23 protein-coding genes and 4 tRNA genes are annotated in these 23,456 nt (G+C 72.3%); 5 read left to right on the top strand and 22 right to left on the bottom strand.

The window, feature by feature from the left end; all coding sequences use genetic code 11:
- Positions 1 to 73: 73 nt before the first annotated feature.
- The 6 genes from rplJ to AF335_RS22650 all read right to left on the bottom strand — a co-directional run bounded on the left by rplJ (position 74) and on the right by AF335_RS22650 (position 4,015).
- Complete coding sequence (gene rplJ / locus AF335_RS22675) at positions 74 to 634, bottom strand: 50S ribosomal protein L10 (protein ID WP_102920298.1); 561 nt, start codon at positions 632 to 634, stop codon at positions 74 to 76.
- A gap of 556 nt (positions 635 to 1,190) precedes the next feature.
- Complete coding sequence (rplA, locus tag AF335_RS22670; protein ID WP_102920297.1) at positions 1,191 to 1,907, bottom strand: 50S ribosomal protein L1; 717 nt, start codon at positions 1,905 to 1,907, stop codon at positions 1,191 to 1,193.
- A 77-nt stretch (positions 1,908 to 1,984) separates the two neighbouring features.
- A complete protein-coding gene (gene rplK / locus AF335_RS22665) occupies positions 1,985 to 2,419 on the bottom strand; it encodes a 50S ribosomal protein L11 (protein WP_087927553.1) in 435 nt (144 codons plus the stop codon).
- Between the two features lie 161 nt (positions 2,420 to 2,580).
- Positions 2,581 to 3,462 (bottom strand): transcription termination/antitermination protein NusG, encoded by an 882-nt coding sequence (nusG, locus tag AF335_RS22660; RefSeq protein WP_102920296.1) that lies wholly within the window; start codon positions 3,460 to 3,462, stop codon positions 2,581 to 2,583.
- An 80-nt stretch (positions 3,463 to 3,542) separates the two neighbouring features.
- On the bottom strand, positions 3,543 to 3,833 hold the full coding sequence (gene secE, locus AF335_RS22655; protein WP_087927551.1) for a preprotein translocase subunit SecE: 291 nt from the start codon (positions 3,831 to 3,833) through the stop codon (positions 3,543 to 3,545).
- 109 nt (positions 3,834 to 3,942) lie between these two features.
- Positions 3,943 to 4,015, bottom strand: a tRNA-Trp gene (locus tag AF335_RS22650).
- A 195-nt stretch (positions 4,016 to 4,210) separates the two neighbouring features.
- Here AF335_RS22650 and AF335_RS22645 point away from each other — a divergent pair.
- Both AF335_RS22645 and AF335_RS22640 read left to right on the top strand, forming a co-directional pair.
- Entirely contained in the window at positions 4,211 to 5,458 is a 1,248-nt protein-coding gene (locus tag AF335_RS22645) for a pyridoxal phosphate-dependent aminotransferase (RefSeq protein WP_102920295.1), read from the top strand.
- A gap of 135 nt (positions 5,459 to 5,593) precedes the next feature.
- Complete coding sequence (locus AF335_RS22640) at positions 5,594 to 6,637, top strand: adenosine deaminase (RefSeq protein ID WP_102920294.1); 1,044 nt, start codon at positions 5,594 to 5,596, stop codon at positions 6,635 to 6,637.
- Between the two features lie 93 nt (positions 6,638 to 6,730).
- Here the strand turns inward: AF335_RS22640 and AF335_RS22635 are convergent, their stop codons facing one another.
- From AF335_RS22635 to AF335_RS22610, 6 genes are all read right to left on the bottom strand, one after another.
- Positions 6,731 to 7,786, bottom strand: a complete 1,056-nt coding sequence (locus AF335_RS22635; RefSeq protein ID WP_102920500.1) for a UDP-N-acetylmuramate dehydrogenase — start codon at positions 7,784 to 7,786, stop codon at positions 6,731 to 6,733.
- 287 nt (positions 7,787 to 8,073) lie between these two features.
- A complete protein-coding gene (locus tag AF335_RS22630) occupies positions 8,074 to 8,505 on the bottom strand; it encodes a MaoC family dehydratase (RefSeq protein ID WP_102920293.1) in 432 nt (143 codons plus the stop codon).
- Positions 8,505 to 8,957: a MaoC family dehydratase N-terminal domain-containing protein gene (locus AF335_RS22625; protein WP_102920292.1), complete on the bottom strand. Its 453-nt coding sequence runs from the start codon at positions 8,955 to 8,957 to the stop codon at positions 8,505 to 8,507. Before AF335_RS22625 ends, AF335_RS22630 begins: the two co-directional genes overlap by 1 nt.
- 99 nt (positions 8,958 to 9,056) lie before the next feature.
- A complete protein-coding gene (gene rpmG, locus AF335_RS22620; RefSeq protein ID WP_087927546.1) occupies positions 9,057 to 9,221 on the bottom strand; it encodes a 50S ribosomal protein L33 in 165 nt (54 codons plus the stop codon).
- Between the two features lie 84 nt (positions 9,222 to 9,305).
- Positions 9,306 to 9,378, bottom strand: a tRNA-Met gene (locus AF335_RS22615).
- A gap of 50 nt (positions 9,379 to 9,428) precedes the next feature.
- A tRNA-Thr gene (locus AF335_RS22610) sits at positions 9,429 to 9,501 on the bottom strand.
- Between the two features lie 194 nt (positions 9,502 to 9,695).
- Between AF335_RS22610 and AF335_RS22605 the strand changes: the two genes are divergently transcribed.
- The gene (locus tag AF335_RS22605) at positions 9,696 to 10,967 is read left to right on the top strand and encodes an amidohydrolase family protein (protein ID WP_102920291.1); all 1,272 of its coding nucleotides are present in this window, start codon (positions 9,696 to 9,698) and stop codon (positions 10,965 to 10,967) included.
- Between the two features lie 47 nt (positions 10,968 to 11,014).
- The gene (locus AF335_RS22600) at positions 11,015 to 11,671 is read left to right on the top strand and encodes an NAD(P)H-binding protein (protein ID WP_102920499.1); all 657 of its coding nucleotides are present in this window, start codon (positions 11,015 to 11,017) and stop codon (positions 11,669 to 11,671) included.
- 127 nt (positions 11,672 to 11,798) lie between these two features.
- On the opposite strand, the gene AF335_RS22595 is transcribed toward AF335_RS22600, so the two are convergent.
- A tRNA-Tyr gene (locus AF335_RS22595) sits at positions 11,799 to 11,880 on the bottom strand.
- A gap of 187 nt (positions 11,881 to 12,067) precedes the next feature.
- Here AF335_RS22595 and AF335_RS22590 point away from each other — a divergent pair.
- Positions 12,068 to 12,556 (top strand): YajQ family cyclic di-GMP-binding protein, encoded by a 489-nt coding sequence (locus AF335_RS22590; RefSeq protein ID WP_087927543.1) that lies wholly within the window; start codon positions 12,068 to 12,070, stop codon positions 12,554 to 12,556.
- A gap of 108 nt (positions 12,557 to 12,664) precedes the next feature.
- Here the strand turns inward: AF335_RS22590 and AF335_RS22585 are convergent, their stop codons facing one another.
- The 9 genes from AF335_RS22585 to AF335_RS35180 all read right to left on the bottom strand — a co-directional run bounded on the left by AF335_RS22585 (position 12,665) and on the right by AF335_RS35180 (position 21,766).
- Positions 12,665 to 13,057 carry a YccF domain-containing protein gene (locus AF335_RS22585; RefSeq protein WP_102920290.1) on the bottom strand — a complete coding sequence of 131 codons (393 nt, stop codon included), beginning with the start codon at positions 13,055 to 13,057 and terminating at the stop codon, positions 12,665 to 12,667.
- 108 nt (positions 13,058 to 13,165) lie between these two features.
- A complete protein-coding gene (htpX, locus tag AF335_RS22580) occupies positions 13,166 to 14,029 on the bottom strand; it encodes a zinc metalloprotease HtpX (protein WP_102920289.1) in 864 nt (287 codons plus the stop codon).
- Positions 14,030 to 14,179: 150 nt separating this feature from the next.
- Positions 14,180 to 15,700, bottom strand: a complete 1,521-nt coding sequence (locus AF335_RS22575; RefSeq protein WP_102920288.1) for an NADH-quinone oxidoreductase subunit N — start codon at positions 15,698 to 15,700, stop codon at positions 14,180 to 14,182.
- Complete coding sequence (locus AF335_RS22570; protein WP_102920498.1) at positions 15,700 to 17,265, bottom strand: complex I subunit 4 family protein; 1,566 nt, start codon at positions 17,263 to 17,265, stop codon at positions 15,700 to 15,702. The genes AF335_RS22575 and AF335_RS22570 overlap by 1 nt, the downstream gene beginning before the upstream one ends.
- Positions 17,266 to 17,282: 17 nt before the next feature.
- Positions 17,283 to 19,283, bottom strand: a complete 2,001-nt coding sequence (locus tag AF335_RS22565) for an NADH-quinone oxidoreductase subunit 5 family protein (protein WP_102920287.1) — start codon at positions 19,281 to 19,283, stop codon at positions 17,283 to 17,285.
- Positions 19,280 to 19,639: an NADH-quinone oxidoreductase subunit NuoK gene (gene nuoK, locus AF335_RS22560; RefSeq protein ID WP_102920286.1), complete on the bottom strand. Its 360-nt coding sequence runs from the start codon at positions 19,637 to 19,639 to the stop codon at positions 19,280 to 19,282. The genes AF335_RS22565 and nuoK overlap by 4 nt, the downstream gene beginning before the upstream one ends.
- The gene (locus tag AF335_RS22555) at positions 19,639 to 20,244 is read right to left on the bottom strand and encodes an NADH-quinone oxidoreductase subunit J family protein (RefSeq protein ID WP_102920285.1); all 606 of its coding nucleotides are present in this window, start codon (positions 20,242 to 20,244) and stop codon (positions 19,639 to 19,641) included. The genes nuoK and AF335_RS22555 overlap by 1 nt, the downstream gene beginning before the upstream one ends.
- On the bottom strand, positions 20,241 to 20,801 hold the full coding sequence (locus AF335_RS22550; protein ID WP_102920284.1) for a NuoI/complex I 23 kDa subunit family protein: 561 nt from the start codon (positions 20,799 to 20,801) through the stop codon (positions 20,241 to 20,243). Before AF335_RS22550 ends, AF335_RS22555 begins: the two co-directional genes overlap by 4 nt.
- Positions 20,801 to 21,766 (bottom strand): complex I subunit 1/NuoH family protein, encoded by a 966-nt coding sequence (locus AF335_RS35180; RefSeq protein WP_146045611.1) that lies wholly within the window; start codon positions 21,764 to 21,766, stop codon positions 20,801 to 20,803. The genes AF335_RS22550 and AF335_RS35180 overlap by 1 nt, the downstream gene beginning before the upstream one ends.
- Positions 21,767 to 23,456: the final 1,690 nt, after the last annotated feature.

Here is a 23,456-nt window from a genome sequence, read left to right as displayed (position 1 = left end):
GTACATTTCGGCGGGCGTACGTAGGGCCCGCTGCGACCGTGACGGACGCGAGTGATTCAGGCGTGAGCCCGAATTACTCGGCAGCCTCGGCCTCGACGGGAGCCGGCGTACCGGCACCGCCCTGCTCGACCTTGTCGCGAAGCGCGTCCACGGTGCGGACCAGCTTCGAGGGCAGGGCCTGGAAGAGCGCGGCAGCCTGGGACTGCTTGCCCTTCATGGCACCCGCCAGCTTGGCGAGCAGAACCTCGCGGGACTCGAGGTCCGCAAGCTTCTTGATCTCATCGGCGGACAGCGCCTTGCCATCAAGGACACCGCCCTTGATGATCAGGTTGGGGTTCTCCTTGGCGAAGTCACGAAGACCCTTCGCCGACTCCACCGGGTCACCGGTGACGAAGGCGACAGCCGTCGGACCAGCGAAAAGCTCGTCCTCCAGCGTGATCCCGGCGTTGCCAGCCGCGATCTTGGTCAGCGTGTTCTTCACCACGGCGTACTGGGCGTTCTCACCGAGCGAACGACGCAGCGTCTTGAGCTGCGCCACGGTGAGACCGCGGTACTCAGTCAGAACGGCGGCGTTCGAGCTGCGGAACTTGTCCGTCAGCTCGGCAACCGCAGCAGACTTGTCGGGCCTCGCCATGAGCCTCGGCCTCCTTCCGGGTGATTCGGACCGCTACGCGAAGGGACCTGGGCAAAACGAAACGCCCCGGCGCAGGCGCTCGGGGCGTGCACTCGACCATTCGGACCAGGGGTCCTCACGGGAGTTCATCCTCAAATCACCTGCGCAGGTCGCCCGCAGCTAGCGGATCCTTCGGCCACCACGCCTTCTTGCGAAGGCACAGCAACGACCAGCGGTCTTTGGCTTCCGCATCAAGGTACGCGAACGGCTCGCCCACAGGCAAATCGACCCGGGGGAAGGAGACCGAGGCCACAGCGGCACCGGCCGCCGGGCCGGGGACGCGGGCACCGGCGGCCCGGAACGGGGCGGGCGGCGGGCCCGACCGCCCCGGCGGCGCCGGACGCGGGCCGCGGGGGTGCCAAGGCCGCTTGAGGCCCCGTGCGGGCCGTCCAGAGCCGCGCGGGCCCCGGCGGGCGCGTGCGGGGCCCGCCCACGGCCGTACACAAAAGGCCGGGCCCGCACCCCCGAGGGGTGCGGGCCCGGCCCACAACGTGTGTCACACGCTACGAGACGCGTCTCAGACGGTCTCGTCCTCCGCGAGGAGGTTGCGGGTGCGGTTGGAGTCCAGCGGGATGCTGGGGCCCATCGTCGTGGTCATGGCCGCCTTCTTGATGTAGCGACCCTTCGCGGCGGAGGGCTTGAGACGGGTGATCTCCTCCAGCGCCGCAGCGTAGTTCTCGACCAGCTTGGCCTCATCGAACGACACCTTGCCGATGATGAAGTGCAGGTTCGAGTGCTTGTCGACGCGGAACTCGATCTTGCCGCCCTTGATGTCCGTGACAGCCTTCGCCACGTCCGGGGTGACCGTACCGGTCTTCGGGTTCGGCATCAGACCACGCGGGCCGAGCACGCGGCCGAGGCGGCCGACCTTGCCCATGAGGTCCGGGGTGGCGACGACGGCGTCGAAGTCCAGACGGCCCTTCGCGACCTCGTCGATCAGTTCGTCGGAGCCGACGATGTCGGCGCCGGCGGCCTCCGCGGCCGCAGCACGGTCACCGGTCGCGAAGACCAGGACCCGGGCGGTCTTACCGGTGCCGTGCGGAAGGTTCACGGTGCCGCGGACCATCTGGTCGGCCTTGCGCGGGTCGACGCCCAGACGCATGGCAACCTCGACGGTCGCGTCGAACTTGGTGGCGGAGGTCTCCTTCGCGAGACGGACGGCCTCGAGGGGGGCGTACAGGCGCTCCGCCTCGATCTTGGCGTCCGCAGCGCGGAGAGTCTTGCTGCGCTTCACTGCTTCTCCTCAGTGGTTATGGAGTCGTGGTGCGGACCGCGCCGGCCCTTCCACGGGTACCGCTTGGGGTGGCTTGATCAGCCCTCGACCGTGACGCCCATCGAACGGGCGGTGCCCGCGATGATCTTCTCGGCGGCGTCGAGGTCGTTGGCGTTCAGGTCGGGCATCTTGGTGGTGGCGATGTCCCGGACCTGGTCGCGGGTGATCTTCGCGACCTTCTTGGTGTGGGGCTCGCCGGAGCCCTTCTCCACGCCCGCGGCCTTGAGGATCAGCTTCGCGGCCGGCGGAGTCTTGGTCACGAAGGTGAAGGAACGGTCTTCGTAGACCGTGATCTCCACCGGCACGACCATGCCACGCTGCGACTCGGTCGCGGCGTTGTAGGCCTTGCAGAACTCCATGATGTTGACGCCGTGCTGACCCAGCGCGGGGCCGACCGGCGGGGCCGGGTTGGCGGCACCGGCGCTGATCTGGAGCTTGATAAGCCCCGTGATCTTCTTCTTCTTGGGAGGCATTGCTCTCTCCGGGTCCTAGTGAGAGTTTTTTGCCCGCGCACAGTGCGCGCAGGCATACCGCACCACGATAACGGGTAACATGCTGCGGCCAAAAACCGAGCAGGTCAGACCGGCTGCGAGCAGCTGATCTGACCTGTTCGGAAGCGTTCGTCCAGAAGGAACTAGTTCTTCTGGATCTGGTCGAAGCTGAGCTCGACCGGGGTCTCGCGACCGAAGATCTCGACGAGGCCCTTGACCTTCTTCGAGTCGGCGTTGATCTCGTTGATCGTCGCCTGCAGCGTCGCGAAGGGGCCGTCCGTGACGGTGACCGAGTCGCCCACCTCGAAGTCCAGGACCTGGACCTCGACCTTGCGGGACGGCGCCGGCTTGCCCTCGGCCTCGGCGGCCTCGCGGGCGGCCTTCTCCTCGGCCTCCGGGGCGAGCATCTTGACGATCTCGTCCAGGGTCAGCGGGTACGGGTCGTAGGCGTTGCCGACGAAGCCGGTGACACCCGGGGTGTTGCGGACGACGCCCCAGGACTCGTTCGTCAGGTCCATGCGCACCAGGACGTAGCCCGGGAGCTTGTTCTGGCGGACCGTCTTGCGCTCGCCGTTCTTGATCTGCGCGACCTCTTCCTGCGGCACCTCGGCCTGGAAGATGAAGTCTTCGACATTGAGCGAGACGGCGCGCTGCTCGAGGTTGGTCTTCACGCGGTTCTCGTAGCCCGCGTAGGTGTGGATGACGTACCACTCGCCGGGCAGACCACGCAGCTCGTCGCGGAGCGCGGCGACCGGGTCGACCGGGGCCTGCTCCTCGGCGGGCTCCTCGTCGGCCTCGACCGCGGCGGCGGCCTCGGACTCGGCGTCGCCCTCGACGTGGATGGCGGCCTGCTCGGCCGGCTCGCCCAGCGCGGCGTCCTCGGCATCGAGCTCGTCGATGCCGTCGGCGTTCTCGACGATCTCCTGAGCGGTGTCGTCGCCCTCGACCTCGGCCGTAGCCGCGTCGACGTCGGCCTCTGCCGCCTCGACGGAGTCGACGGCGTCGTTCAGGTTCGGGTCAGACACGTGGCTGCTTCTTCCTGGCTTCAAGGGGTGGAACGTGCGAAGGGGCGGCTCTCCTGGAAGCAGCCGCCCTACGCGCGGGTTCAGCCGAAGACGTACTTGACGGCGTTGGAGAACCCATAGTCAATCACGGTGACAAGGCCGATGACGATGACGACAAAGACGATCACCACGGTGGTGTAAGTCGAGAGCTGGCCGCGCGTGGGCCAGACGACCTTGCGAAGTTCGGCGACGATCTGACGGTAAAAGAGCGCGAGGCGGCCGAAGGGGCCCTTCTTCCCGCGCTTCCCACCGCGGCGGCCCTTCTTGGTGGCCACCTCGTCCTCGGGACGACCGCTCTCAGGCGTCGCGGTGGAGCCAAGGGCTTCCGTCACTACGTCCTCACCTGAATCCGGGTCGTGAGCCGTGCCGCGCCCGGTTGAGCCGCACGGCGGTGCATTTCATTACCTACGCAAGCACGCAACCTGGTGAAGATGCGTGTAGCAGGGCCGAAGGGACTTGAACCCCCAACCGCTGGTTTTGGAGACCAGTGCTCTACCAATTGAGCTACGACCCTTTGTGGTTCCCTCAACGTACAGCATCCGGTCGTACGCACGCTGTGCGTCGATCGGATCGCCTGTGAGGGGCCAACGAGCCATGAGTGTACGTGTTCCGGCGGCCGCCGTCGAACAGCTTCGCCCGGGACACCCTGGGAAGGCCGGTTCCACCGGGCGCGTGACCCCTTCGGCCGCCGTCTGCGACGATGCGGGGTATGACCGCTGCGACCCCCTCCCAGCCCCCCGTACAGTCCGCCACCGAGCGCCGGGTCTCGGCCCGCATCGGGGCGATCTCCGAGTCGGCGACGCTCGCCGTGGACGCCAAGGCCAAGGCCCTCAAGGCCGCCGGGCGCCCGGTGATCGGCTTCGGCGCCGGCGAGCCCGACTTCCCCACCCCCGGCTACATCGTCGAGGCCGCCGTGGAGGCGTGCCGCGACCCGCGCTTCCACCGCTACACCCCGGCCGGCGGGCTCCCCGAGCTGAAGAAGGCCATCGCGGAGAAGACGCTCCGCGACTCCGGCTACGAGGTCGACCCCGCCCAGATCCTGGTGACCAACGGCGGCAAGCAGGCCATCTACGAGGCGTTCGCCGCGATCCTCGACCCGGGTGACGAGGTCATCGTCCCGGCCCCGTACTGGACCACCTACCCCGAGTCGATCCGTCTCGCGGGCGGTGTCCCGGTGGAGGTCGTCGCCGACGAGACCACCGGCTACCGGGTCTCCGTCGAGCAGCTGGAGGCCGCGCGCACCGAGCGCACCAAGGTCGTCCTCTTCGTCTCCCCGTCCAACCCGACCGGCGCGGTGTACACCCGCGACCAGGTCGAGGAGATCGGCCGCTGGGCCGCCGAGCACGGCCTGTGGGTGCTCACGGACGAGATCTACGAACACCTCGTCTACGGCGACGCGGAGTTCTCTTCCCTGCCGGTGGTCGTCCCCGAGCTGCGCGACAAGTGCATCGTGGTCAACGGCGTCGCCAAGACCTACGCCATGACGGGCTGGCGGGTGGGCTGGGTCATCGGCCCCAAGGACGTGGTCAAGGCCGCGACCAACCTCCAGTCGCACGCCACGTCCAACGTGTCGAACGTCGCACAGATCGCCGCCCTGGCCGCCGTCTCCGGTGACCTGGACGCCGTCGCCGAGATGCGCGTCGCCTTCGACCGCCGCCGCCGGACCATCGTGCGGATGCTGAACGAGATCGACGGCGTGCTCTGCCCCGAGCCGGAGGGCGCGTTCTACGCCTACCCGTCCGTGAAGGAGCTGCTCGGCAAGGAGATCCGCGGGAAGCGCCCCGCCACCTCCGTCGAGCTGGCCGCGCTGATCCTCGACGAGGTCGAGGTCGCCGTGGTCCCGGGCGAGGCGTTCGGCACCCCGGGCTACCTGCGGCTGTCCTACGCCCTGGGTGACGAGGACCTCGTCGAGGGCGTCTCCCGGATCCAGAAGCTGCTGGGAGAGGCCAAGGCGTAACGCCTGCCCTCCCCCACGCTCGCGGGCTCCCGGCTGTCGCCGGGGGCCCGCAAGTCTTTTCGGACCGCTCCCGTTTCGGTGGCCGGTCCAGGAAAGTCCCTTCCGGTTGTCATGCTCGTACGGCAGGATCCTGGGATGGAGAGTGTCCCTGCCCGCGGCGGAGCCGCTGAAAGAAATCTTCGACTGCTGCCGAAGGCCCATCTGCACCTGCACTTCACGGGGTCCATGCGCCCGTCGACCATGCTGGAGCTGGCCGACAAGTACGGGGTGCACCTCCCCGAGGCGCTGAGCGGCGGCGAGCCTCCGCAGCTGCGCGCCACGGACGAGCGCGGCTGGTTCCGCTTCCAGCGCCTGTACGACATCGCGCGGTCCTGTCTGCGCTCTCCCGAGGACATCCGGCGGCTGGTCCGCGAGGCCGCCGAGGAGGACGTCCGCGACGGCTCGGGCTGGCTGGAGATCCAGGTCGACCCCACCTCGTACGCCCCTCGGCTGGGCGGTCTGATCCCCGCGCTGGAGATCATCCTCGACGCGGTGGACAGCGCCTCCCGGGAGACCGGGCTGGGCATGCGCGTCCTCGTCGCCGCCAACCGCATGAAGCACCCCCTGGACGCCCGTACGCTGGCCCGCCTCGCGGTGCGCTACGCGGACCGGGGCGTGGTCGGCTTCGGGCTCTCCAACGACGAGCGGCGCGGTCTCGCCCGTGACTTCGACCGCGCCTTCGAGATCGCCCGCGAGGGCGGTCTGCTGGCCGCGCCGCACGGCGGCGAGCTGTCGGGCCCGAGCAGCGTCCGGGACTGCCTGGACGACCTGCACGCGGGCCGGGTGGGCCACGGGGTGCGCGCCGCGGAGGACCCCCGGCTGCTGCGGAAGCTCGCCGAGCGCGGGGTGACCTGCGAGGTCTGCCCCGCGTCCAATGTGGCCCTGGGCGTCTACGAGAAGCCGTCGGACGTCCCGCTGCGCACGCTCTTCGAGGCCGGTGTGCCGATAGCGCTGGGCGCGGACGACCCCCTGCTCTTCGGCTCCCGGCTCGCCGCGCAGTACGAGCTGGCCCGCGAACACCACGGCTTCACGGACCCGGAGCTGGCGGAACTGGCCCGGCAGTCGATCCGGGGGTCGGCGGCGCCGCCCGCCACCCGGGAGCGGCTGCTTCGCGGCGTCGACGAGTGGCTCGCGCCCTGACGGACGGTTGTGGGCAGTCGTTCCGCTGGGGCGGAACGGGTGGGCACAACCCACCCACCGGGCCGCACCCAGCGACGAGACCCCGACCGTCGGCTACAGGGCCACCCCGACCGTCACCGGCTCGTTCACCAGCGTCACCCCGAACGCCGACCGGACCCCGTCGCGAACCTCGCGGGCAAGGGCGAGGAGATCCTCCGTGGTGGCCTCGCCCCGGTTCGTCAGCGCCAGCGTGTGCTTCGTGCTGATGCGCGCCGGGCCCGACCCGTACCCCTTCGTGAAGCCACCCTTGTCGATCAGCCACGCGGCGGAGAGCTTGACGAGCCCCTCCCCCGCCGGGAAGGCGGGCGGCATGACGTCGGCGCCGAGGCGTTCGGCCGCCTTCGCCAGGAACGCCTCGTGCTCCGCCGTCGTGAGGATCGGGTTGGTGAAGAACGACCCGGCCGACCACGTGTCGTGGTCCTCGGGGTCGAGCACCATGCCCTTGCCGGCGCGCAGCTTCAGGACCGTCTCGCGGGCCGTCGCGGCGGGCACCCGGTCGCCGGCCTCGACGCCGAGGGCGCGGGCCGTCTCGGGGTAGCGCAGGGGCGCGGACAGCCCGTCCGCGTCCTCCAGCCGGAAGCGGACGCGGAGGACGACGTAGCGCGCGGGGTCCTGCTTGAAGCGGCTGTGGCGGTAGGAGAAGTCGCAGTCCGCGCCGGGGATGGTGACGGTCTCGTCGGCGTGCCGGTCGTAGGCGACGACCTCGGTGATGGTCTGGGAGACCTCCTGGCCGTACGCGCCGACGTTCTGGACGGGCGTGGCGCCCGCGGAGCCGGGGATGCCGGCGAGGCACTCGATGCCCGCGAGGCCGGCCTCGACGGTGCGGGCCACGGCGTCGGACCAGTTCTCGCCGGCGGCGAGCTCGAGGTCGGTGCCGTCGAGGGTGAAGCCGCTGGTGGCGATGTGCAGGGCGGTGCCGTCGAAGCCCTTGTCGGCGATGACGAGGTTGCTGCCGCCGCCGATGATCAGCAACGGCGTCCCGGTCGTGTCGGCCTCGCGGACAGCGGCGACGACCTCGTCGTCGGTGACCGCGGTGACGAGCCGGGTGGCGGGGCCGCCGAGCCGGAAGGTGGTCAGGGGGGCGAGGGGGGCATCGTGGAGTTCCTGCACGCGCACAAGGGTACGGGGGCGCTCCGCGGGGGTTCGGGGCCGTGGTGCGGGCCGGGCGCCGGGGCCTCCGGGGGTGCCCCGGAATCGGATATTTACGGGCGGGAGCCGTTCCTGTCACGCGTGCCCCGAACCGTCGCCGCCCGCAAATATCCGGCAGCATTCCGGGGCACCCCCTGCGGCCCCGTCACCCTCCGTCGTCGTCCGGGCCCGCGGCGGGTGTCCTGGCATGCGTAAGGGGCGCCCGCCGTTGCGGGCGCCCCTTACGGCGGCTTGCTTGTCGGCCGGTATCAGGCCAGGCGGACCACTGCGCGGGACATGCCCAGTACCTTCTGGCCTGCGCTCTTGGCCAGGAGGTCGACGCGGACCGTGCGGGCCTCGTCGTCCTTCGCGCCGATCTTGGCGCTGACCTCGATGACCGCGCCCTCGTCGTCGTTCGGCACGACGACCGGCTTGGTGAAGCGCACCCCGTACTCGACCAGGGCGCCCGGGTCACCGGCCCAGTCGGTCGCCACGCGGACGGCCTCGGCCATGGTGAACATGCCGTGCGCGATCACGTCCGGCAGCCCGACCTCCTTGGCGAACTTCTCGTTCCAGTGGATCGGGTTGAAGTCGCCGGAGGCGCCCGCGTAGCGCACGAGGTCCGCGCGCGTCACCGGGAAGGTCTGCGCCGGCAGCTCCTGGCCGACCTCGACGTCGTCGAAGGAAATCCGGGCAGCCATCACGCCTCCTCGGCCGCGCGGGCCACCAGCATCGTGTACGCGGTCACGACGTGCTCGCCGTGCTCGTCGTGGACGTCACCGCGGACCGACACCAGGTCGTTGCCCGCCATGGACTTGATCGACTCGATCGTCGAGGTGACCGACAGGCGGTCGCCCGCGCGGACCGGGCGGGTGTAGGCGAACTTCTGGTCGCCGTGCACCACGCGGCTGTAGTCCAGGCCCAGCTGCGGGTCCTGGACGACGCGCTCGGCGGCCCGGAACGTGATAGCGAACACAAAGGTGGGCGGGGCGATCACATCGGGGTGACCGAGCGCCTTGGCCGCCTCGGGGTCGGTGTACGCCGGGTGGGCGTCGCCCACGGCCTCGGCGAATTCACGGATCTTCTCCCGGCCGACCTCGTACGGATCGGTGGCCGGGTAGGTCCGTCCGACGAAGGACTGGTCGAGCGCCATGGGCTCGCTACCTCCTGGCTGGACTTGCGTGGAAAAGGATGGAGATATGCCGCGAGGCCGCCCCCAAGGATGGGGACGGCCTCACGAGCTAGCCTGTCTTTATCGCGTCTCGCGGTGCGCGGTGTGAGCCTTGCAGCGAGGGCAGTGCTTCTTCATCTCAAGACGGTCCGGGTCATTACGCCGGTTCTTCTTGGTGATGTAGTTCCGCTCCTTGCACTCCACGCAGGCCAGCGTGATCTTCGGGCGGACGTCGGTGGCAGCCACGTGAGTGCTCCTTGACGGATGGACGGATGAACGCAGACAAGAGTAGCCGATCGGAGGACCGACCCCACAATCGGCTACTACATGTAGCGGTGACCGGACTTGAACCGGTGACACAGCGATTATGAGCCGCTTGCTCTACCGACTGAGCTACACCGCTGTGATGCGGGAGGGCTCCTCATCCGAAGATGAGGAACACCCACACACCAGAGCCCCAATACGGAATCGAACCGTAGACCTTCTCCTTACCATGGAGACGCTCTGCCGACTGAGCTATTGGGGCGAGCGAGGAAGACATTACACGGTTGGCCGCCGAAGGTGAAATCCGTATCCGGAGGCCGCCCCACGGGCCCCTTCCCGGCCCTTCGGCACCACACCGGTACGACTATTCGTCGCCTGCTCGAAGCCGATCCGAACGCGCCCTACGCTCGGAACACGCTGCGTGATCATGCACGCCCCGGCCCCCGGAGGAGCGCGATGCCCGACAGCCAGCCGCAGCCCCCGAAAAACCCCGGGGGAGACGCCACTCCGCCCGCCGCGCCGCCCGGCGACGGCGTCCTGCTGCTGTGCGGCGCCCGGCTCGCCGACGGCCGCACCGTGGACGTCCGCCTCAGCGACGGGCGCATCGAGGCGGTCGGCACCGCGGGCAGCCTCGCCCCCGGCCCCCGGGTGGACCTCGGCGGCTATCTGCTGCTGCCCGCGCCCGCCGAGCCGCACGCCCACCCCGACACCGCGCTCACCGCGGACGCCGACGGCCCCGTCCCGTACGCCGCCCAGGACGTCCAGCGCCGGGCCACCGAGGCCGCCCTGCTCCAGCTCGGCCACGGCGCCACGGCGCTGCGCGCGCACGTCCGGATCGGCGACGTCCAGGGCCTGCGCTCGCTGGAGGCCGTGCTCCAGGCCCGGCGGGCGCTGCGCGGCCTCACGGACCTCGGCACGGTCGCCGTGCCGAGGCTGCTGACCGGCGTCGCCGGGGCCGACGGCCTGGCCATGCTGCGGGACGCCGTGAAGATGGGCGCGGCCGTGGGCGGCTGCCCCGACCTCGACCCGGACCCGATCGGCTACGCCGAGGCCGCGCTCGGGCTGGCCGCCGAGCACGGCTGCCCCGTCGACCTGCACACGGACGCCGACGACCCGGCCCGGCTCGCCCGGCTCGCCGCGATGGCGGGCGGCCTGCGCCCCGGGGTCACCCTCGGCCCCTGCGGCGGCCTCGGCCGGATGCCGTACGAGCCGGCCGCGCGGGCCGCCGAGCGGCTCGCGGCCGCCGGGGTGACGGTGTCCTGCCTGCCGCAGGGTGACTGCGGCACGCTCGAACAGCGGGGAGCGCGGGTGTCCACCTGCGCGCCGGTACGGCTGCTGCGCGCCGCCGGGGTGCGGGTGACGGCGGGCAGCGGCGCGCTGCGCGACGCGGCGAATCCCGTGGGCCGGGGCGACCCGCTGGAGGCCGCGTTCCTGCTGGCCTCGCGCGGCGAGCTGCGCCCGGACGAGGCGTACGAGGCGGTGAGCGGGCGGGCCCGGGCGGCGATGGGGCTGCCGGAAGTGCGGGTGGAGGCGGGCTTCCCGGCGGAGCTGCTGGCCGTGCGCGGCGAGCGGATCGAGGGGGTGCTCTCGCTGGCGTACAGCCGGCTGGTGGTGCACCGGGGGCGGGTGGTGGCCCGGACGAGCGCGGTGCGCGAGTACTGCGACACCTCGGTCGCGGCGGCCCTGGAGCTGCCCCGGCAGTCGTCGCGCGGCGGCGAGCCGTCCTGAGGGCGCGGCCCTCTGGCGGTGTGCGGTACAGCGCGTACGGTCGGATCATGCGCATTGTCATCGCGGGTGGACATGGTCGGATCGCGCTGCGGCTGGAGCGGTTGCTCGCCGGGCGCGGGGACGAGGTCGCGGGGGTCGTCCGCCGGGCCGCACAGGCGGGCGACGTGCTCGCCGCGGGTGCCGAACCGGTGGTGTGCGACCTGGAGTCGGCGTCGGTCGGCGACCTCGTACGGCACCTGGAGTCCGCGGACGCGGCCGTCTTCGCGGCCGGTGCCGGGCCGGGCAGCGGGGTCGCCCGCAAGGACTCCGTGGACCGGGGCGCGGCGGCGCTCTTCGCGGACGCGGCGGAGGCGGCCGGGGTCCGGCGCTTCGTCGTCGTCTCGTCCATGGGCGCCGACCGCGAGCCTCCGGAGGGTACGGATCCGGTCTTTGCCGCGTATCTGCGGGCCAAGGGCGCCGCGGACGCGGACGTACGCTCCCGGGCCGGTCTGGACTGGACGATCCTGCGGCCCGGCCGGCTCACGGACGGGCCCGGGACGGGCCTGGTGCGGCTGGCGGAGTCCACGGGCCGGGGCGACGTGACCCGTGACGACGTCGCGGCCGTCCTGGCGGCGCTGCTGGCCGAGCCGGGCACCGCGGGGCGGACCCTGGAGCTGATCGGGGGCGACACGCCGGTGGCGGAAGCCGTGAAGTCGCTGACGTAGGGCCGGGCGGGCGCGGGATCCGGTGGCTTGATCCGCCCGCGCGTGCCGCAGATCACATGATCCTTCGAAGCCGGGGCTCCCCGGACAACACAGAAGGCCCTCTCCGTAAGGAGAGGGCCTTCACATGTGGCGGCGCCAGGGTTCGAACCTGGGTAGGCTGAGCCGGCAGATTTACAGTCTGCTCCCTTTGGCCACTCGGGCACACCGCCAAGGGTTGCCGCCCCGGATTCCGCCTTGCGGTGGTGCTCCGTGGCAACGACGTAAACCATACCCGATGACCTGGGGTGGTCCGCCACTCGATTCCTCACCGCTCACCGGCCCCCCGGGTGGCTAGGCTGGCGGGGCGGCACCCCGGCCGCACCCCTGATGGATCTACGTACGAGGAGCCAACTCAATATGGCCGACTCCAGTTTCGACATCGTCTCGAAGGTCGAGCGGCAGGAGGTCGACAACGCCCTCAACCAGGCCGCCAAGGAAATCTCGCAGCGCTACGACTTCAAGGGCGTCGGCGCCTCGATCGCATGGTCCGGCGAGAAGATCGAGATGCGGGCCAACGCCGAGGAGCGCGTGAAGGCCGTTCTCGACATCTTCGAGACCAAGCTGGTCAAGCGCGGCATCTCGCTGAAGTCCCTGGACGCCGGCGAGCCGCAGCCCTCCGGCAAGGAGTACAAGATCTTCGCCTCGATCGAGGAGGGGATCTCGCAGGAGAACGCGAAGAAGGTCGCCAAGATCATTCGCGATGAGGGCCCGAAGGGCGTCAAGGCGCAGGTCCAGGGCGACGAGCTGCGCGTCAGCTCCAAGAGCCGTGACGACCTCCAGGCGGTCCAGGCCCTCCTCAAGGGCAAGGACCTGGACTTCGCGATCCAGTTCGTCAACTACCGCTAGTCCGCCGCGCCGCGAGGCGGCCAGGCGCGCAGTGAGGGCGTTTCACCGGGCAGTTGCCCGGCGGAGCGCCCTCGCGGCGTTCAAGGGGCCCTCGCGCGGCCCCCGTTGTCAGCGGGTGGCGAAGGGGCGGTCCGTCGGCACGATCTCGCGGCCCAACGGCATCAGGGAGATCGGGATCAGCTTGAAGTTCGCGATGCCCAGCGGGATGCCGATGATCGTCAGGCACAGCGCGATGCCCGTGAAGATGTGCCCGAGCGCCAGCCACCAGCCCGCGAACACGAACCAGATGACATTGCCGATCAGCGACCCGGCACCCGCGTCCCGCCGCTCCACCGTCGTCCGCCCGAAGGGCCAGAGGGCGAAGCCCGCGATGCGGAAGGACGCGATGCCGAACGGAATGGTGATGATCAGAACGCAGCAGATCAATCCGGCCACGACGTAGCCGAGCGCCATCCAGAGGCCGCAGAGGACCAGCCAGACGACGTTAAGGATGAACCTCATGAAAACAGCCTCCCACGCGAGACAACTCCTAGCGAGGGGGACGACCGGGGGTGGCGCCGTGGTTTCCCGGGACCTCGGCTGACCTGCGGAAGGGGCACGCCACCGCCCTCAGGGGCGGTGGCCCGCCATGCTTTCGAGGCGGCGGACCCGCTCGGCCATCGGGGGGTGGGTCGAGAAGAGCTTGGTCATGCCCTCGCCCGTGCGGAACGGGTTCGCGATCATCATGTGGCTCGCGGTCTCCAGGCGGGGCTCGGGGGGCAGCGGGAGCCGCTGGGTGCCCGTCTCCAGCTTGCGCAGGGCCGAGGCCAGGGCCAGGGGGTCGCCGGTGAGGCGGGCGCCGGAGGCGTCCGCCTCGTACTCCCGGGAGCGGCTGACGGCGAGCTGGATGAGGGAGGCCGCGACCGGGCCCAGCAGCATGATCATGATCATGCCGAGGATGCCGGGGCCCTCGTCGTCGTCGGATCTGCCGAAGGGGATCAGCCAGGCGAAGTTGACCAGGAACATCACCACCGAGGCGAGCGCGCCCGCGATCGAGGAGATGAGGATGTCCCGGTTGTGGACATGGCTGAGCTCGTGGCCGATGACACCGCGCAGCTCCCGCTCGTCGAGCAGGCGCAGGATGCCGTCGGTGCAGCAGACCGCGGCGTTGCGCGGATTGCGGCCGGTGGCGAAGGCGTTGGGCGCCTCGGTCGGGGAGATGTACAGCCGGGGCATCGGCTGGCGCGCGGCCGTGGAGAGCTCGCGCACCATGCGGTAGAGCGCGGGCGCCTCGAACTCGCTGACCGGCCGGGCGCGCATCGCCCGCAGGGCCAGCTTGTCGCTGTTCCAGTAGGCGTAGGCGTTGGTGCCGAGGGCCACCAGGACGGCGACGACCAGGCCCGTACGCCCGAACAGGCTGCCGATGACGATGATGAGCGCGGACAGCCCCCCGAGGAGGACTGCGGTCCTGAGCCCGTTGTGCCGGCGGTGCACGGTACGCCCTCCAAATGGTGCGGCAGGGGAACCCTTTTGCTGTGGCGCTTCCACCTTCCAGTGGAACCTTCTCGATCGGTCAACGCCAGATGAGCACGGCTGGTTCCCTCGCGCACGGGCGGGCGCGCTGGGCCGTAAGGGTGGCGCCGGCTACAGCAGCGCCCCCGAGGCGAAGCGGAGCACGAGCTGCGGGGCGCCCGACAGGACGATGCCGAGGGCCGCGGCGAGGGCCATCGCGGCCGCCAGGGGCAGCGGGACGCGCGCGGGGGCCGGCTCCTCCTCCCCCGCCGCCGCGGGCTCCGCGGCCGCCGGGCGGAAGAGGAGCGCCGTCCACTGGAGGTAGTAGTACAGGGCGATCACGACGTTCACCGCCATGACGACCGCCAGCCAGCCCAGGCCCGCGTCGACGGCCGCCGAGAAGACCGTGACCTTGGCGAACAGCCCGATGACGCCCGGCGGCAGCCCGGCCAGGCAGAGCAGGAAGAAGCCGAGGGCGAGGGCGGCGAGCGGGCGGCGGGCGTAGAGGCCGCGGTAGTCGGCGAGGCGGTGCGCCGGGCTGGTCCGGGCGACGAGCGCGGCGACGGCGAACGCGCCGAGGTTCACGGCCGCGTACATCAGGGCGTACGCGACGGTGGAGCCGATGGCGTGCGCCGGGTCGCCGGTGTATCCGGCGGCCGCGATGGGCACCAGCAGATAGCCGGCCTGGCCGACGGAGGACCAGGCGAGCAGGCGTACGGCGCTGTGCGCGCGGTCGGCGCGCTGGCGCAGGGCGGCGACGTTGCCCGCGGTCATGGTGAGGGCGGCGAGCACGGCGAGGGCCGGGCCCCACACGTCGGCGTAGGACGGGAAGGCGACGACGGTCACCAGGATCAGGCCGGTGAAGCCGACGGCCTTGCCGACGACGGAGAGGTAGGCCGCGACGGGCAGCGGTGCGCCCACGTAGGTGTCGGGCACCCAGAAGTGGAAGGGCACGGCCGCCGTCTTGAAGGCGAAGCCGACGAGGGTGAGGGCCACGCCCGTCTGGGCGAGGACGCCGAGCCGGGTGCCTTCCCCGGGGAGGCCCCCGGCGACCTCGGTGAGGTGGAGGCTGCCGGTGGCGGCGTAGACGAAGCTGACGCCGAGCAGCATGACGGCGGTCGCGGTGACCGACGACAGGAAGAACTTCAGGGCCGCCTCGGACGACTTGCGGTCGTCGCGGCGCATGCCGACGAGGGCGAAGGCGGGCAGCGAGGCCACTTCCAGGGCCACGACGAGGGTCGCGAGGTCCCGGGAGGCGGGCAGCAGCGCGGCGCCCGCGGCGGAGGACAGCAGCAGGAACCAGTACTCGCCCGAGGGGAGCGAGAAGTCCACCAGGTCGCTGACGGACAGCAGGGCCGTCAGCAGGGCGCCGCCCAGCACCAGGAACTGGATGACGAGCGTGAAGTGGTCCGCCGTGTAGCTGCACGCCCGGGTGCCGGACGACGTCAGGCAGAAGGTGGAGCGGTCGCCGTCGAGGAGCGGCAGCAGGGAGAGCCCGGCCAGCACCAGGCCGGCGAGGGCGATGCCGCCCAGGAGGGGCTTCTTCCCTTCGGGCAGGAAGAGGTCGGCGACCAGGACGACGAGCGCCACCACCGCGGTGATGGTGGGCGGGGCGATGGCGAGCCAGTCGACGGACTGGACCAGGGAGCCCATCAGTTGCCTCCTCGGAGGAGCTGCGACACGGCCGGGTCGGTGAGGCCGAGGAGGGCCGCGGGCCAGAGTCCGGCGAGGACGGTGAGGACGACGAGGGGGGTCCAGGCGGCGAACTCGTACGTCCGGACGTCGGCGGGCGCGGGCACAAGCTCGTGCGCGGGCCCGCCCTCGCCGTCGCCGCCCATGCACACCCGGCGCACGACGATCAGCATGTACGCGGCGGTGAGCAGGGTGCCGAAGCCGGCCAGGGCCATAAAGGTGAGGAAGGCGGGGCGGCTGAGGCCGTCCGCGGGGCGGAAGGAGCCGAACATCGCGAGCATCTCGCCCCAGAAGCCGGCCAGGCCGGGCAGTCCGAGCGAGGCGACGGCGCCGAAGGCGAGCAGCCCGCCCAGGCGCGGGGCCTTGCCGTAGAGCGCGGCGCCGGTGGCTCCGGAGAGGGCGTCGAGGTCGCTGGTGCCGTAGCGGTCCTTGACGGCGCCGACGAGGAAGAACAGCAGGCCGGTGATGAGGCCGTGGGCGATGTTGGCGAACAGCGCGCCGTTGACGCCGGTCGGGGTCATGGTGGCGATGCCGAGCAGCACGAAGCCCATGTGGCCGACGGAGGAGTAGGCGACGAGGCGCTTGAGGTCGCCCTTGGCTCCGGTGCGGGCCAGGGACAGGCAGACCAGGGAGCCGTAGAGGATGCCGACGACCGCGAAGGCGGCGAGGTACGGCGCGAAGGTGTGGGCGCCGTCCGGGGCGATGGGCAGCACGATGCGGACGAATCCGTAGGTGCCCATCTTCAGCAGGACGCCCGCGAGGAGCACCGAGCCGACGGTGGGGGCCGCGGTGTGGGCGTCGGGCAGCCAGCTGTGCAGGGGCCACATGGGGGCCTTGACGGCCAGTCCGATGCCGATCGCGAGGACGGCGATCAGCTGGGTGGTGCGGCTCAGCTTCGAGCCGTTGTCAGTGGCCAGTGCCACCATGTCGAATGTGCCGCCCTTGATGCCGATGAGGAGGAGGCCGAGCAGCATCACGACGGAGCCGAGCAGGGTGTAGAGGATGAACCGCCAGGCCGCGCGCTCACGGCCGTCACCGCCCCAGCGGGCGATGAGGAAGTACATCGGGATGAGCACCATCTCGAACGCCAGGAAGAACAGCATCAGGTCGAGGACGGCGAAGCTCGCGAGGGTGCCGGACTCCAGCACGAGGATCAGCGCGACGAATGCCTTGGGAGACGGGCCCGCGGGCATTTTGAAATAGCTGTACAGCGCGCAGAGGAAGGTCAGCAGCGCGGTCAGGACGAGGAGGGGGAGCGAGACGCCGTCCACGCCGAGGTGGATCCGGATGCCGAGGGCGGGGATCCAGCTGAGGTCCGTGGTGCCCTGCATCCGGGCCGGGCGGTCGTGGTCGAAGCCGGCGGCCAGCGCCACGGTGAGGGCGAGCACGGCGCCTGTGACGGTGACGCCGTGCCGCAGCACGGCCTGCTCCGGGCTGCGGCCCTTGAGGCCGGGCGGGGCCGGGAGCAGGGCGCCGACGGCGCCCAGCAGGGGGAGGACGAGGGTAGCGGCGAGGAGGTACTGCATGACGGTGTGACTCATGTTCAGGCTCCGGTGGCTACGAGCACGGCGGCGACGGCCAGCACCACGGAGCCGGCGAGCAGGGCGCTCAGATAGGTCTGCACATTGCCGGTCTGGGCCTTGCGGACGGCCGCGCCGAGCAGGCCGGGGGCGGTGCTCGCGCCACGGACGTAGGCGTCGACGACCTCGCGGTCGAGGAAGTGCGCGAGCCGGGCGGCACCGCGCACGGGCCGGACGAACAGGGCGTCGTACACGGCGTCGAGGTGGAAGCCCGCCGCGGCGTGGCGGTGCAGGGGGCCGAGGAGGAGACGGCCGGGGTCGGCCGGGTCCTTCGCGGAGGCGATGCTGCCGTAGACGGCCTCGTGGGTGGCGATGGCCTCCTCCTCGGAGACGGCCGGGGAGGCGCCGGGGTCGGCGGCGACGGCGCCCATGGGGGTGCGGGCGGCGAGTGCCGCGGTGCGCCGCCAGGCCGCGTAGGAGAGCAGGCCGCCGACGAGGGCGGCACCGGTGCCGAGCACGGAGGTGGTGAGGGTCGGGGTGAGGGAGCGCCCGTCGAACCAGTCGGGGAGCTTCCAGGCGGCGAGGCCGAGCCCGAGGGCGGGGACGCACAGCACCCAGAGGACGGCGTTCATGGCGGCCGGTTCGCGGCCGTGGTCGGCGGCCTCGGGGCCCTTGCCGCGGAAGGCGAGCAGCCACAGGCGCATGGCGTAGGCCGCGGTGAGGAGGGCGGTGAGCAGCCCGGCGGCGAGGACGGTCCAGCCGGCCGCGCCCGGGATGCCGTGGGCGTCGCCGGCGGCCGCGTGCTCGGCGGCGCCGAGGACGGCCTCCTTGGAGAAGAAGCCGCTGAAGGGCGGGATCGCGGCGAGCGCGAGGAGGGCGACGGTCATCGTCCAGCAGGCGTCGGGGATGCGCTTGGCGAGCCCGCCGGTCCGGGCCATCGCGGCCAGCGAGTTCGTCCCCGCCGCGTGGATGATCACGCCTGCCCCGAGGAAGAGGAGGGCCTTGAACGCGCCGTGGGTGATGAGGTGGAAGACGGCCGCGTCGCGGTTGCCCACGGCGAGGGCGCCGGTCATATAGCCGAGCTGGCCGACGGTCGAGTAGGCGAGGACGCGCTTGATGTCGTCCTGGGCCAGTGCGGCGAGGCCCGAGCCGACCATGGTGACGGCGGCCATCACGGCGAGCACGACCAGGGCCGCGGCGGAGGCGGCGAAGACGGGCAGCAGCCGGGCGATGAAGTAGACGCCGGCGGCGACCATCGTCGCGGCGTGGATCAGCGCGGAGACGGGCGTGGGGCCGGCCATCGCGTCGGGCAGCCAGGTGTGCAGCGGGAACTGCGCGGACTTGCCCGCGACGCCGGCGAGGAGCAGCAGCGCGATCAGCGTGGGGTGGGCGAGGTCGCCTGAAACGGCGGCGGTGAGGATGCCGTTGATCCGGAACGTTCCGGCGTCGGCGGCCAGCGCGAGGATGCCGATCAGGAAGGGGACGTCGCCGAGCTTGGTGACCAGGAACGCCTTGAGGGAGGCGGCGCGGGCGGCCTCGGTCTCCCAGTAGTGGCCGACCAGGAAGTACGAGCAGATGCCCATGATCTCCCAGCCGACCAGCAGCACCATCAGGTCGCCGGAGTAGACGACGAGGAGCATGGCGGAGGTGAAGAGGGAGACGAGGGCGGCGTAGGAGGGGTAGCGGGGGTCGTCGCGCAGATAGGCGGTCGAGTACAGCTGGACGCAGGACGCGACGACGCCGACGAGGACGGCGACGAGGACGGCGAACCCGTCGAGGTGCAGGGCGAGGTCGATCGGGACGGAGCCGGTCGGGGTGAGTTCGACGGCGGCGTCGATCGCCTCCTGGCCGGTGCCGCCGCCCTGCCGCCAGGCGACGACGACGGCCAGGACGGCCGCGGCGACGGTGGGCAGCACGGCGAGGGGCCGTACGAAGCCGGGGGCGCGGCGGCCAAGCAGGAGCCCCGCGACGGCGCCGAGGAACGGCAGCAGCGGGACGAGGACGGCGGTGGTCGTGGTCGTCATGCGGCGGCCTCCGCCTGGTGCTCGCGGTCGGCGGGTTCGGTGTGCTGCCCGTCCTCCGCGAGGTCGCGGAGCCGGTCGACGTCGGCGGTGCCGCGGTTGCGGTACACGAGCAGCACGATCGCCAGGCCGATGCCGATCTCGGCGGCGGCGATGGCGATGGTGAAGAGGGTGAGCGCCTGTCCGGCGTGGAGCTCATCGCGCAGCCAGACGTCGAAGGCGACGAGGTTGAGGTTGACGGCGTTGAGCATCAGCTCGACGGACATCAGGACCAGGATGGCGTTGCGCCGGGCGAGGACGCCGTAGAGGCCGGTGCAGAAGAGGAGCGCGGCGAGGACGGCGGGGTAGACGAGATGCATCAGCGCTGCTCCCCGGTCTTGCGGCGGGAGAGGACGATCGCGCCGACGAGCGCGGCCAGCAGCAGCACGGACAGCGCCTCGAAGGGCAGCACCCAGTGCCGGAAGAGGAACTCTCCGGTGACCTTGGTCGAGCCCTCCCCCGCGGCCGCGGCGCCCTCCAGGTCGATCCACGTCGCGCGGAAGGCGTCGGTCACCACCCAGACGAGGGCGGCGGCCGCGGCGACGGCGACGCCGAGGGCGGGCCATCGGTTGCCGGAGTCGGCGTCCGGGGAGCGGCCGATGGGGGCCTTGGTGAGCATCAGTCCGAAGAGCAGCAGGACGACGACGGAGCCGACGTAGATCAGCACCTGTACCCAGGCGATGAACTCGGCGGTGAGCAGGAGGTACTCGACGGCGAGGCCGCCGAGGGTGACGACCAGCCACAGGGCGGCGTGCACGAGCTGCTTGGTGGTGACGGTGACGAGGGCGGCGCCGAGGGTGACGAGGCCGACGAGGAGGAAGGCGATCTCGACGCCGGCCGGGGAGAGGAAGCCGTGCGCCTTCGCGGCGAGCGCGGTGGTGCCGGGTGCCTGGGCGGCGAGCGCGGTGAGGCCCGTGCCGGTCATGCTTCTCCCTCCTTCTCCTGGGCGGCGGCCGCTTCCTGGGCCGCCAGCTTCTCGGCGGTCTTGCGGGCCGCGGCGATCTCCTTGGGCTCCTCGGCCGCGGGGTCGAGCGCGGGCGGCTCCGGGACCGTCCACATCCACTCGCGGAGCTTGTCGCGCTCGTGGGTGAGGTCGTGGATGTCCGTCTCGGCGTACTCGAACTCGGGGGACCAGAAGAGCGCGTCGAAGGGGCAGACCTCGATGCAGATGCCGCAGTACATGCAGAGCGAGAAGTCGATCGCGAAGCGGTCGAGTACGTTCCGGCTGCGCTCGCGGCCGCCGGGGGCGGCCGGGGGCACGGTCTCCTTGTGGGAGTCGATGTAGATGCACCAGTCGGGGCACTCACGGGCGCACAGCATGCAGACCGTGCAGTTCTCCTCGAACAGGCCGATGACGCCGCGGGTGCGGGGCGGGAGCTCGGGCTGGACGTCCGGGTACTGGGCCGTGACCGTGCGCCTCGTCATCGTCCGGAGGGTGACGGCGAGGCCCTTGGCCAGGCCGGAGCCGGGGAACGGGGACACTACTGGATCACCACCTTGACGACGCCGGTGAGCGCGATCTGCGCGAGGGCGAGCGGGATGAGGACGGTCCACGCCAGCTTCTGGAGCTGGTCCTCGCGGAGCCGCGGATAGGTCACGCGGAGCCAGATGACGACGAACGCGAGCAGGGCGGCCTTGAGCAGCGTCCACAGCCAGCCGAGGCCGTCGGCGCCGAACGGGCCGTGCCAGCCGCCGAGGAAGAGGACCGTGGTCAGGCCGCACAGGACGACGATGCCCGCGTACTCGGAGAGCAGGAAGAGGGCGAAGCGGAGGCCGGTGTACTCGGTGTACGCGCCGAAGATGATCTCGGAGTCGGCGACGGGCATGTCGAAGGGCGGGCGCTGGAGCTCGGCGAGGCCGGCGATGAAGAACACGACCGCGCCGACCATCTGCCAGGGCACCCACCACCAGTGGAAGGCGTCCACGATGCCGGGCAGGGACACCGTGCCGGCGGCCATGGCGACCGAGGCGGCGGTGAGCAGCATCGGCAGCTCGTAGGCCATCAGCTGGGCGGCGGTGCGGAGGCCGCCGAGCAGCGAGAACTTGTTGGCGGACGCCCAGCCGGCCATCAGCGAGCCGAGGACGCCGACGCCCATGACGGCGAGGACGAAGAAGATGCCCGCGTCGACGACCTGTCCGACGGCGTTGCCCGGCCCGACCGGGATGGCGACGAGGACGAGGAGGTACGGCAGCAGCGCCACGGCGGGCGCGAGCTGGAAGATCCGCCGGTCCGCGCCCGCGGGGACGACGTCCTCCTTCTGCGCGAACTTGACCCCGTCGGCGACGAGCTGGGCCCAGCCGTGGAACCCACCGGCGTACATGGGTCCGAGGCGCCCCTGCATATGGGCCATGACCTTGTGCTCGGTCTGCCCGATGGCGAGCGGCAGCACGAGGAAGACGACGAACACGGCGAGCAGGCGCAGGACGACGTCGAGAGTGTCGCTCATGCGGGGTCGCCTCCGGCGGGGGGTTCGTCTTCGGGGGTGCCGTGCGCGGCTTCGCCGCGGGTGGGGTCGGTGGGTTCGCCCTGCCGGCCGGCTTGGCCGGCCTCGGCCGGGGGCGCGGCCGGGGCGCGGCCGGGGCGCGGCCGGGGCGCGGCCGGGGCGCGGCCGGGGCGCGGCCGGGGCGCGGCCGGGGGCGCGGCCGGGGCGCGGCCGGGGCGCGGCCGGGGCGCGGCCGGGGCGCGGCCGGGGCGCGGCCGGGGGCGCGGCCGGGGCTCGCGCCCCGTCGCCGGGCTCCACGGGCCGTGACCCGGCCGGGGGCACGGCGGGCTCGGCGGGCTCAGCGGGCTCGGCGGGCTCAGCGGGCTCGGCGGGCTCAGCGGACCGGGCGCCCGCGTCCGCGGCGGGTTCCGGCGCGGCGGCGGGTTCCGGCGCGGCGGCGGGTTCCGGCGCGGCGGCGGGTTCCGGCGCGGCGGCGGGTTCCGGCGCGGCGGCGGGTTCCGGCGCGGCGGCGGGTTCCGGCGCGGCGGCGGGTTCCGGCGCGGCGGCGGCCTGGTCCTCACGGGGGTCAGGCGCCTGCGGCGCGGTGCCCGGCTCGGCGGCCGGGGCAGGCTTGCCCTCGCGGGCAGGGGGCGTCTGCGTCGCCGGAGCCACGGCGGGCTCGGCCGCCGGGAGCTCCGGAGCCACGGCGGGCCGGGACCCGGCGGGACCGGCGCCCGCGCCGTCCTCCGGCGCGGCAGCCTGATCCTCACGGATGTGCGGTGTCCGCGGCGCGGAAGCGGGCTCGGCCACCGGGGCCTCCGGAGTCGCGGCGGGCCCGCCCTCACCAAGGCCAGGCGCCTGCTGCGCGGTGCCGGGCTCGGCGACTGCGTCTTCCGGTGTGGTCGGCCGGGGCTCGGCGGTCGGGCCGGAGCCGGTCGGAGCCTCGGCGGGCTCGGCCGCCGGGGCTTCCGGACTCGCGGCGGGCCGGCCCTCACCGGGGCCAGGCGCCTGCGGCACGGTGCCGGGCTCGGCGACTGCGGCTTCCGGTGTGGTCGGCCGGGGCTCGGTGGCGGGCGTCGGGGGCGTGGGCGCCTTTTCCGGGTTCTCGTCGAAGGCCGGGCGGGCGTGGTGCCAGGGGGCGTCGGAGGACGCCGGGGCCGTACGGGGGCGGGCCGGGCCCGGCTGGTCCGTACCCGCCTGCCCGTCCGCCGTCGGCTGCTGGCTCGCGGAGCCGTCGCTCGCGCTGCGGGCACGCCGCGGGCCGGCCGCCGGGGCCGCCGCCTGGCTCGCCGAGCCGTCGCCCGCACTGCGGGTACGGCGCGGCGCCGCCTCCGCCTGACTCGCGGAACCCTCGCTCGCGGACCGGGCACGGCGCGCCGGAGCCGCCGTCCCCTCCGCCTGACTCGCGGAACCCTCGCTCGCGCTGCGCGCACGGCGCGCCGGAGCCGCCGCCTCCGGCTGGCTCGCCGAGCCCTCGTCCGTCGTACGGGCGCGCCGCACCGGGCGGTCGCCCGCCGGGCGGGCCGCTCGGGTCGGGCGGGCCGGGGCCGGGGGCAGCTGGCCCTTGAGGGGGCCCCACTCGTTGGGGTCGGGGACGCCCGGCGGGAGCATCTGACGGCGCTTCGGGCCGCCGTGCTCGGACTCGCCCGGCTCCTTCGCGCCCGGCCACGCCTTCGCGACCCGCGCCGCCAGGACGAAGTCCTTGCGCAGCGGG

Origin of the sequence: Streptomyces eurocidicus, assembly GCF_002891295.1 — a bacterium.
Classification (GTDB): Bacteria; Actinomycetota; Actinomycetes; order Streptomycetales; family Streptomycetaceae; genus Streptomyces; species Streptomyces eurocidicus.
Note: the sequence above shows the minus strand (reverse complement) of the source record. Positions and strands in the feature narration are given on the sequence as shown.

Bases quoted from the DNA above. Each gene is read 5' to 3' on its own strand.
- AF335_RS22640 (WP_102920294.1), top strand. From the start codon at position 5,594: ATGGAGAGTGTCCCTGCCCGCGGCGGAGCCGCTGAAAGAAATCTTCGA.
- AF335_RS22590 (WP_087927543.1), top strand. From the start codon at position 12,068: ATGGCCGACTCCAGTTTCGACATCGTCTCGAAGGTCGAGCGGCAGGAG.
- AF335_RS22600 (WP_102920499.1), top strand. From the start codon at position 11,015: ATGCGCATTGTCATCGCGGGTGGACATGGTCGGATCGCGCTGCGGCTG.
- AF335_RS22575 (WP_102920288.1), bottom strand. From the start codon at position 15,700: ATGGGCTCCCTGGTCCAGTCCGTCGACTGGCTCGCCATCGCCCCGCCC.
- AF335_RS22555 (WP_102920285.1), bottom strand. From the start codon at position 20,244: ATGACCGGCACGGGCCTCACCGCGCTCGCCGCCCAGGCACCCGGCACC.
- rplJ (WP_102920298.1), bottom strand. From the start codon at position 634: ATGGCGAGGCCCGACAAGTCTGCTGCGGTTGCCGAGCTGACGGACAAG.
- nuoK (WP_102920286.1), bottom strand. From the start codon at position 19,639: ATGCATCTCGTCTACCCCGCCGTCCTCGCCGCGCTCCTCTTCTGCACC.
- AF335_RS22570 (WP_102920498.1), bottom strand. From the start codon at position 17,265: ATGCAGTACCTCCTCGCCGCTACCCTCGTCCTCCCCCTGCTGGGCGCC.
- AF335_RS35180 (WP_146045611.1), bottom strand. From the start codon at position 21,766: ATGAGCGACACTCTCGACGTCGTCCTGCGCCTGCTCGCCGTGTTCGTC.
- AF335_RS22585 (WP_102920290.1), bottom strand. From the start codon at position 13,057: ATGAGGTTCATCCTTAACGTCGTCTGGCTGGTCCTCTGCGGCCTCTGG.
- AF335_RS22565 (WP_102920287.1), bottom strand. From the start codon at position 19,283: ATGACGACCACGACCACCGCCGTCCTCGTCCCGCTGCTGCCGTTCCTC.
- AF335_RS22625 (WP_102920292.1), bottom strand. From the start codon at position 8,957: ATGGCGCTCGACCAGTCCTTCGTCGGACGGACCTACCCGGCCACCGAT.
- AF335_RS22630 (WP_102920293.1), bottom strand. From the start codon at position 8,505: ATGGCTGCCCGGATTTCCTTCGACGACGTCGAGGTCGGCCAGGAGCTG.
- AF335_RS22605 (WP_102920291.1), top strand. From the start codon at position 9,696: ATGCCCGACAGCCAGCCGCAGCCCCCGAAAAACCCCGGGGGAGACGCC.
- rplK (WP_087927553.1), bottom strand. From the start codon at position 2,419: ATGCCTCCCAAGAAGAAGAAGATCACGGGGCTTATCAAGCTCCAGATC.
- AF335_RS22645 (WP_102920295.1), top strand. From the start codon at position 4,211: ATGACCGCTGCGACCCCCTCCCAGCCCCCCGTACAGTCCGCCACCGAG.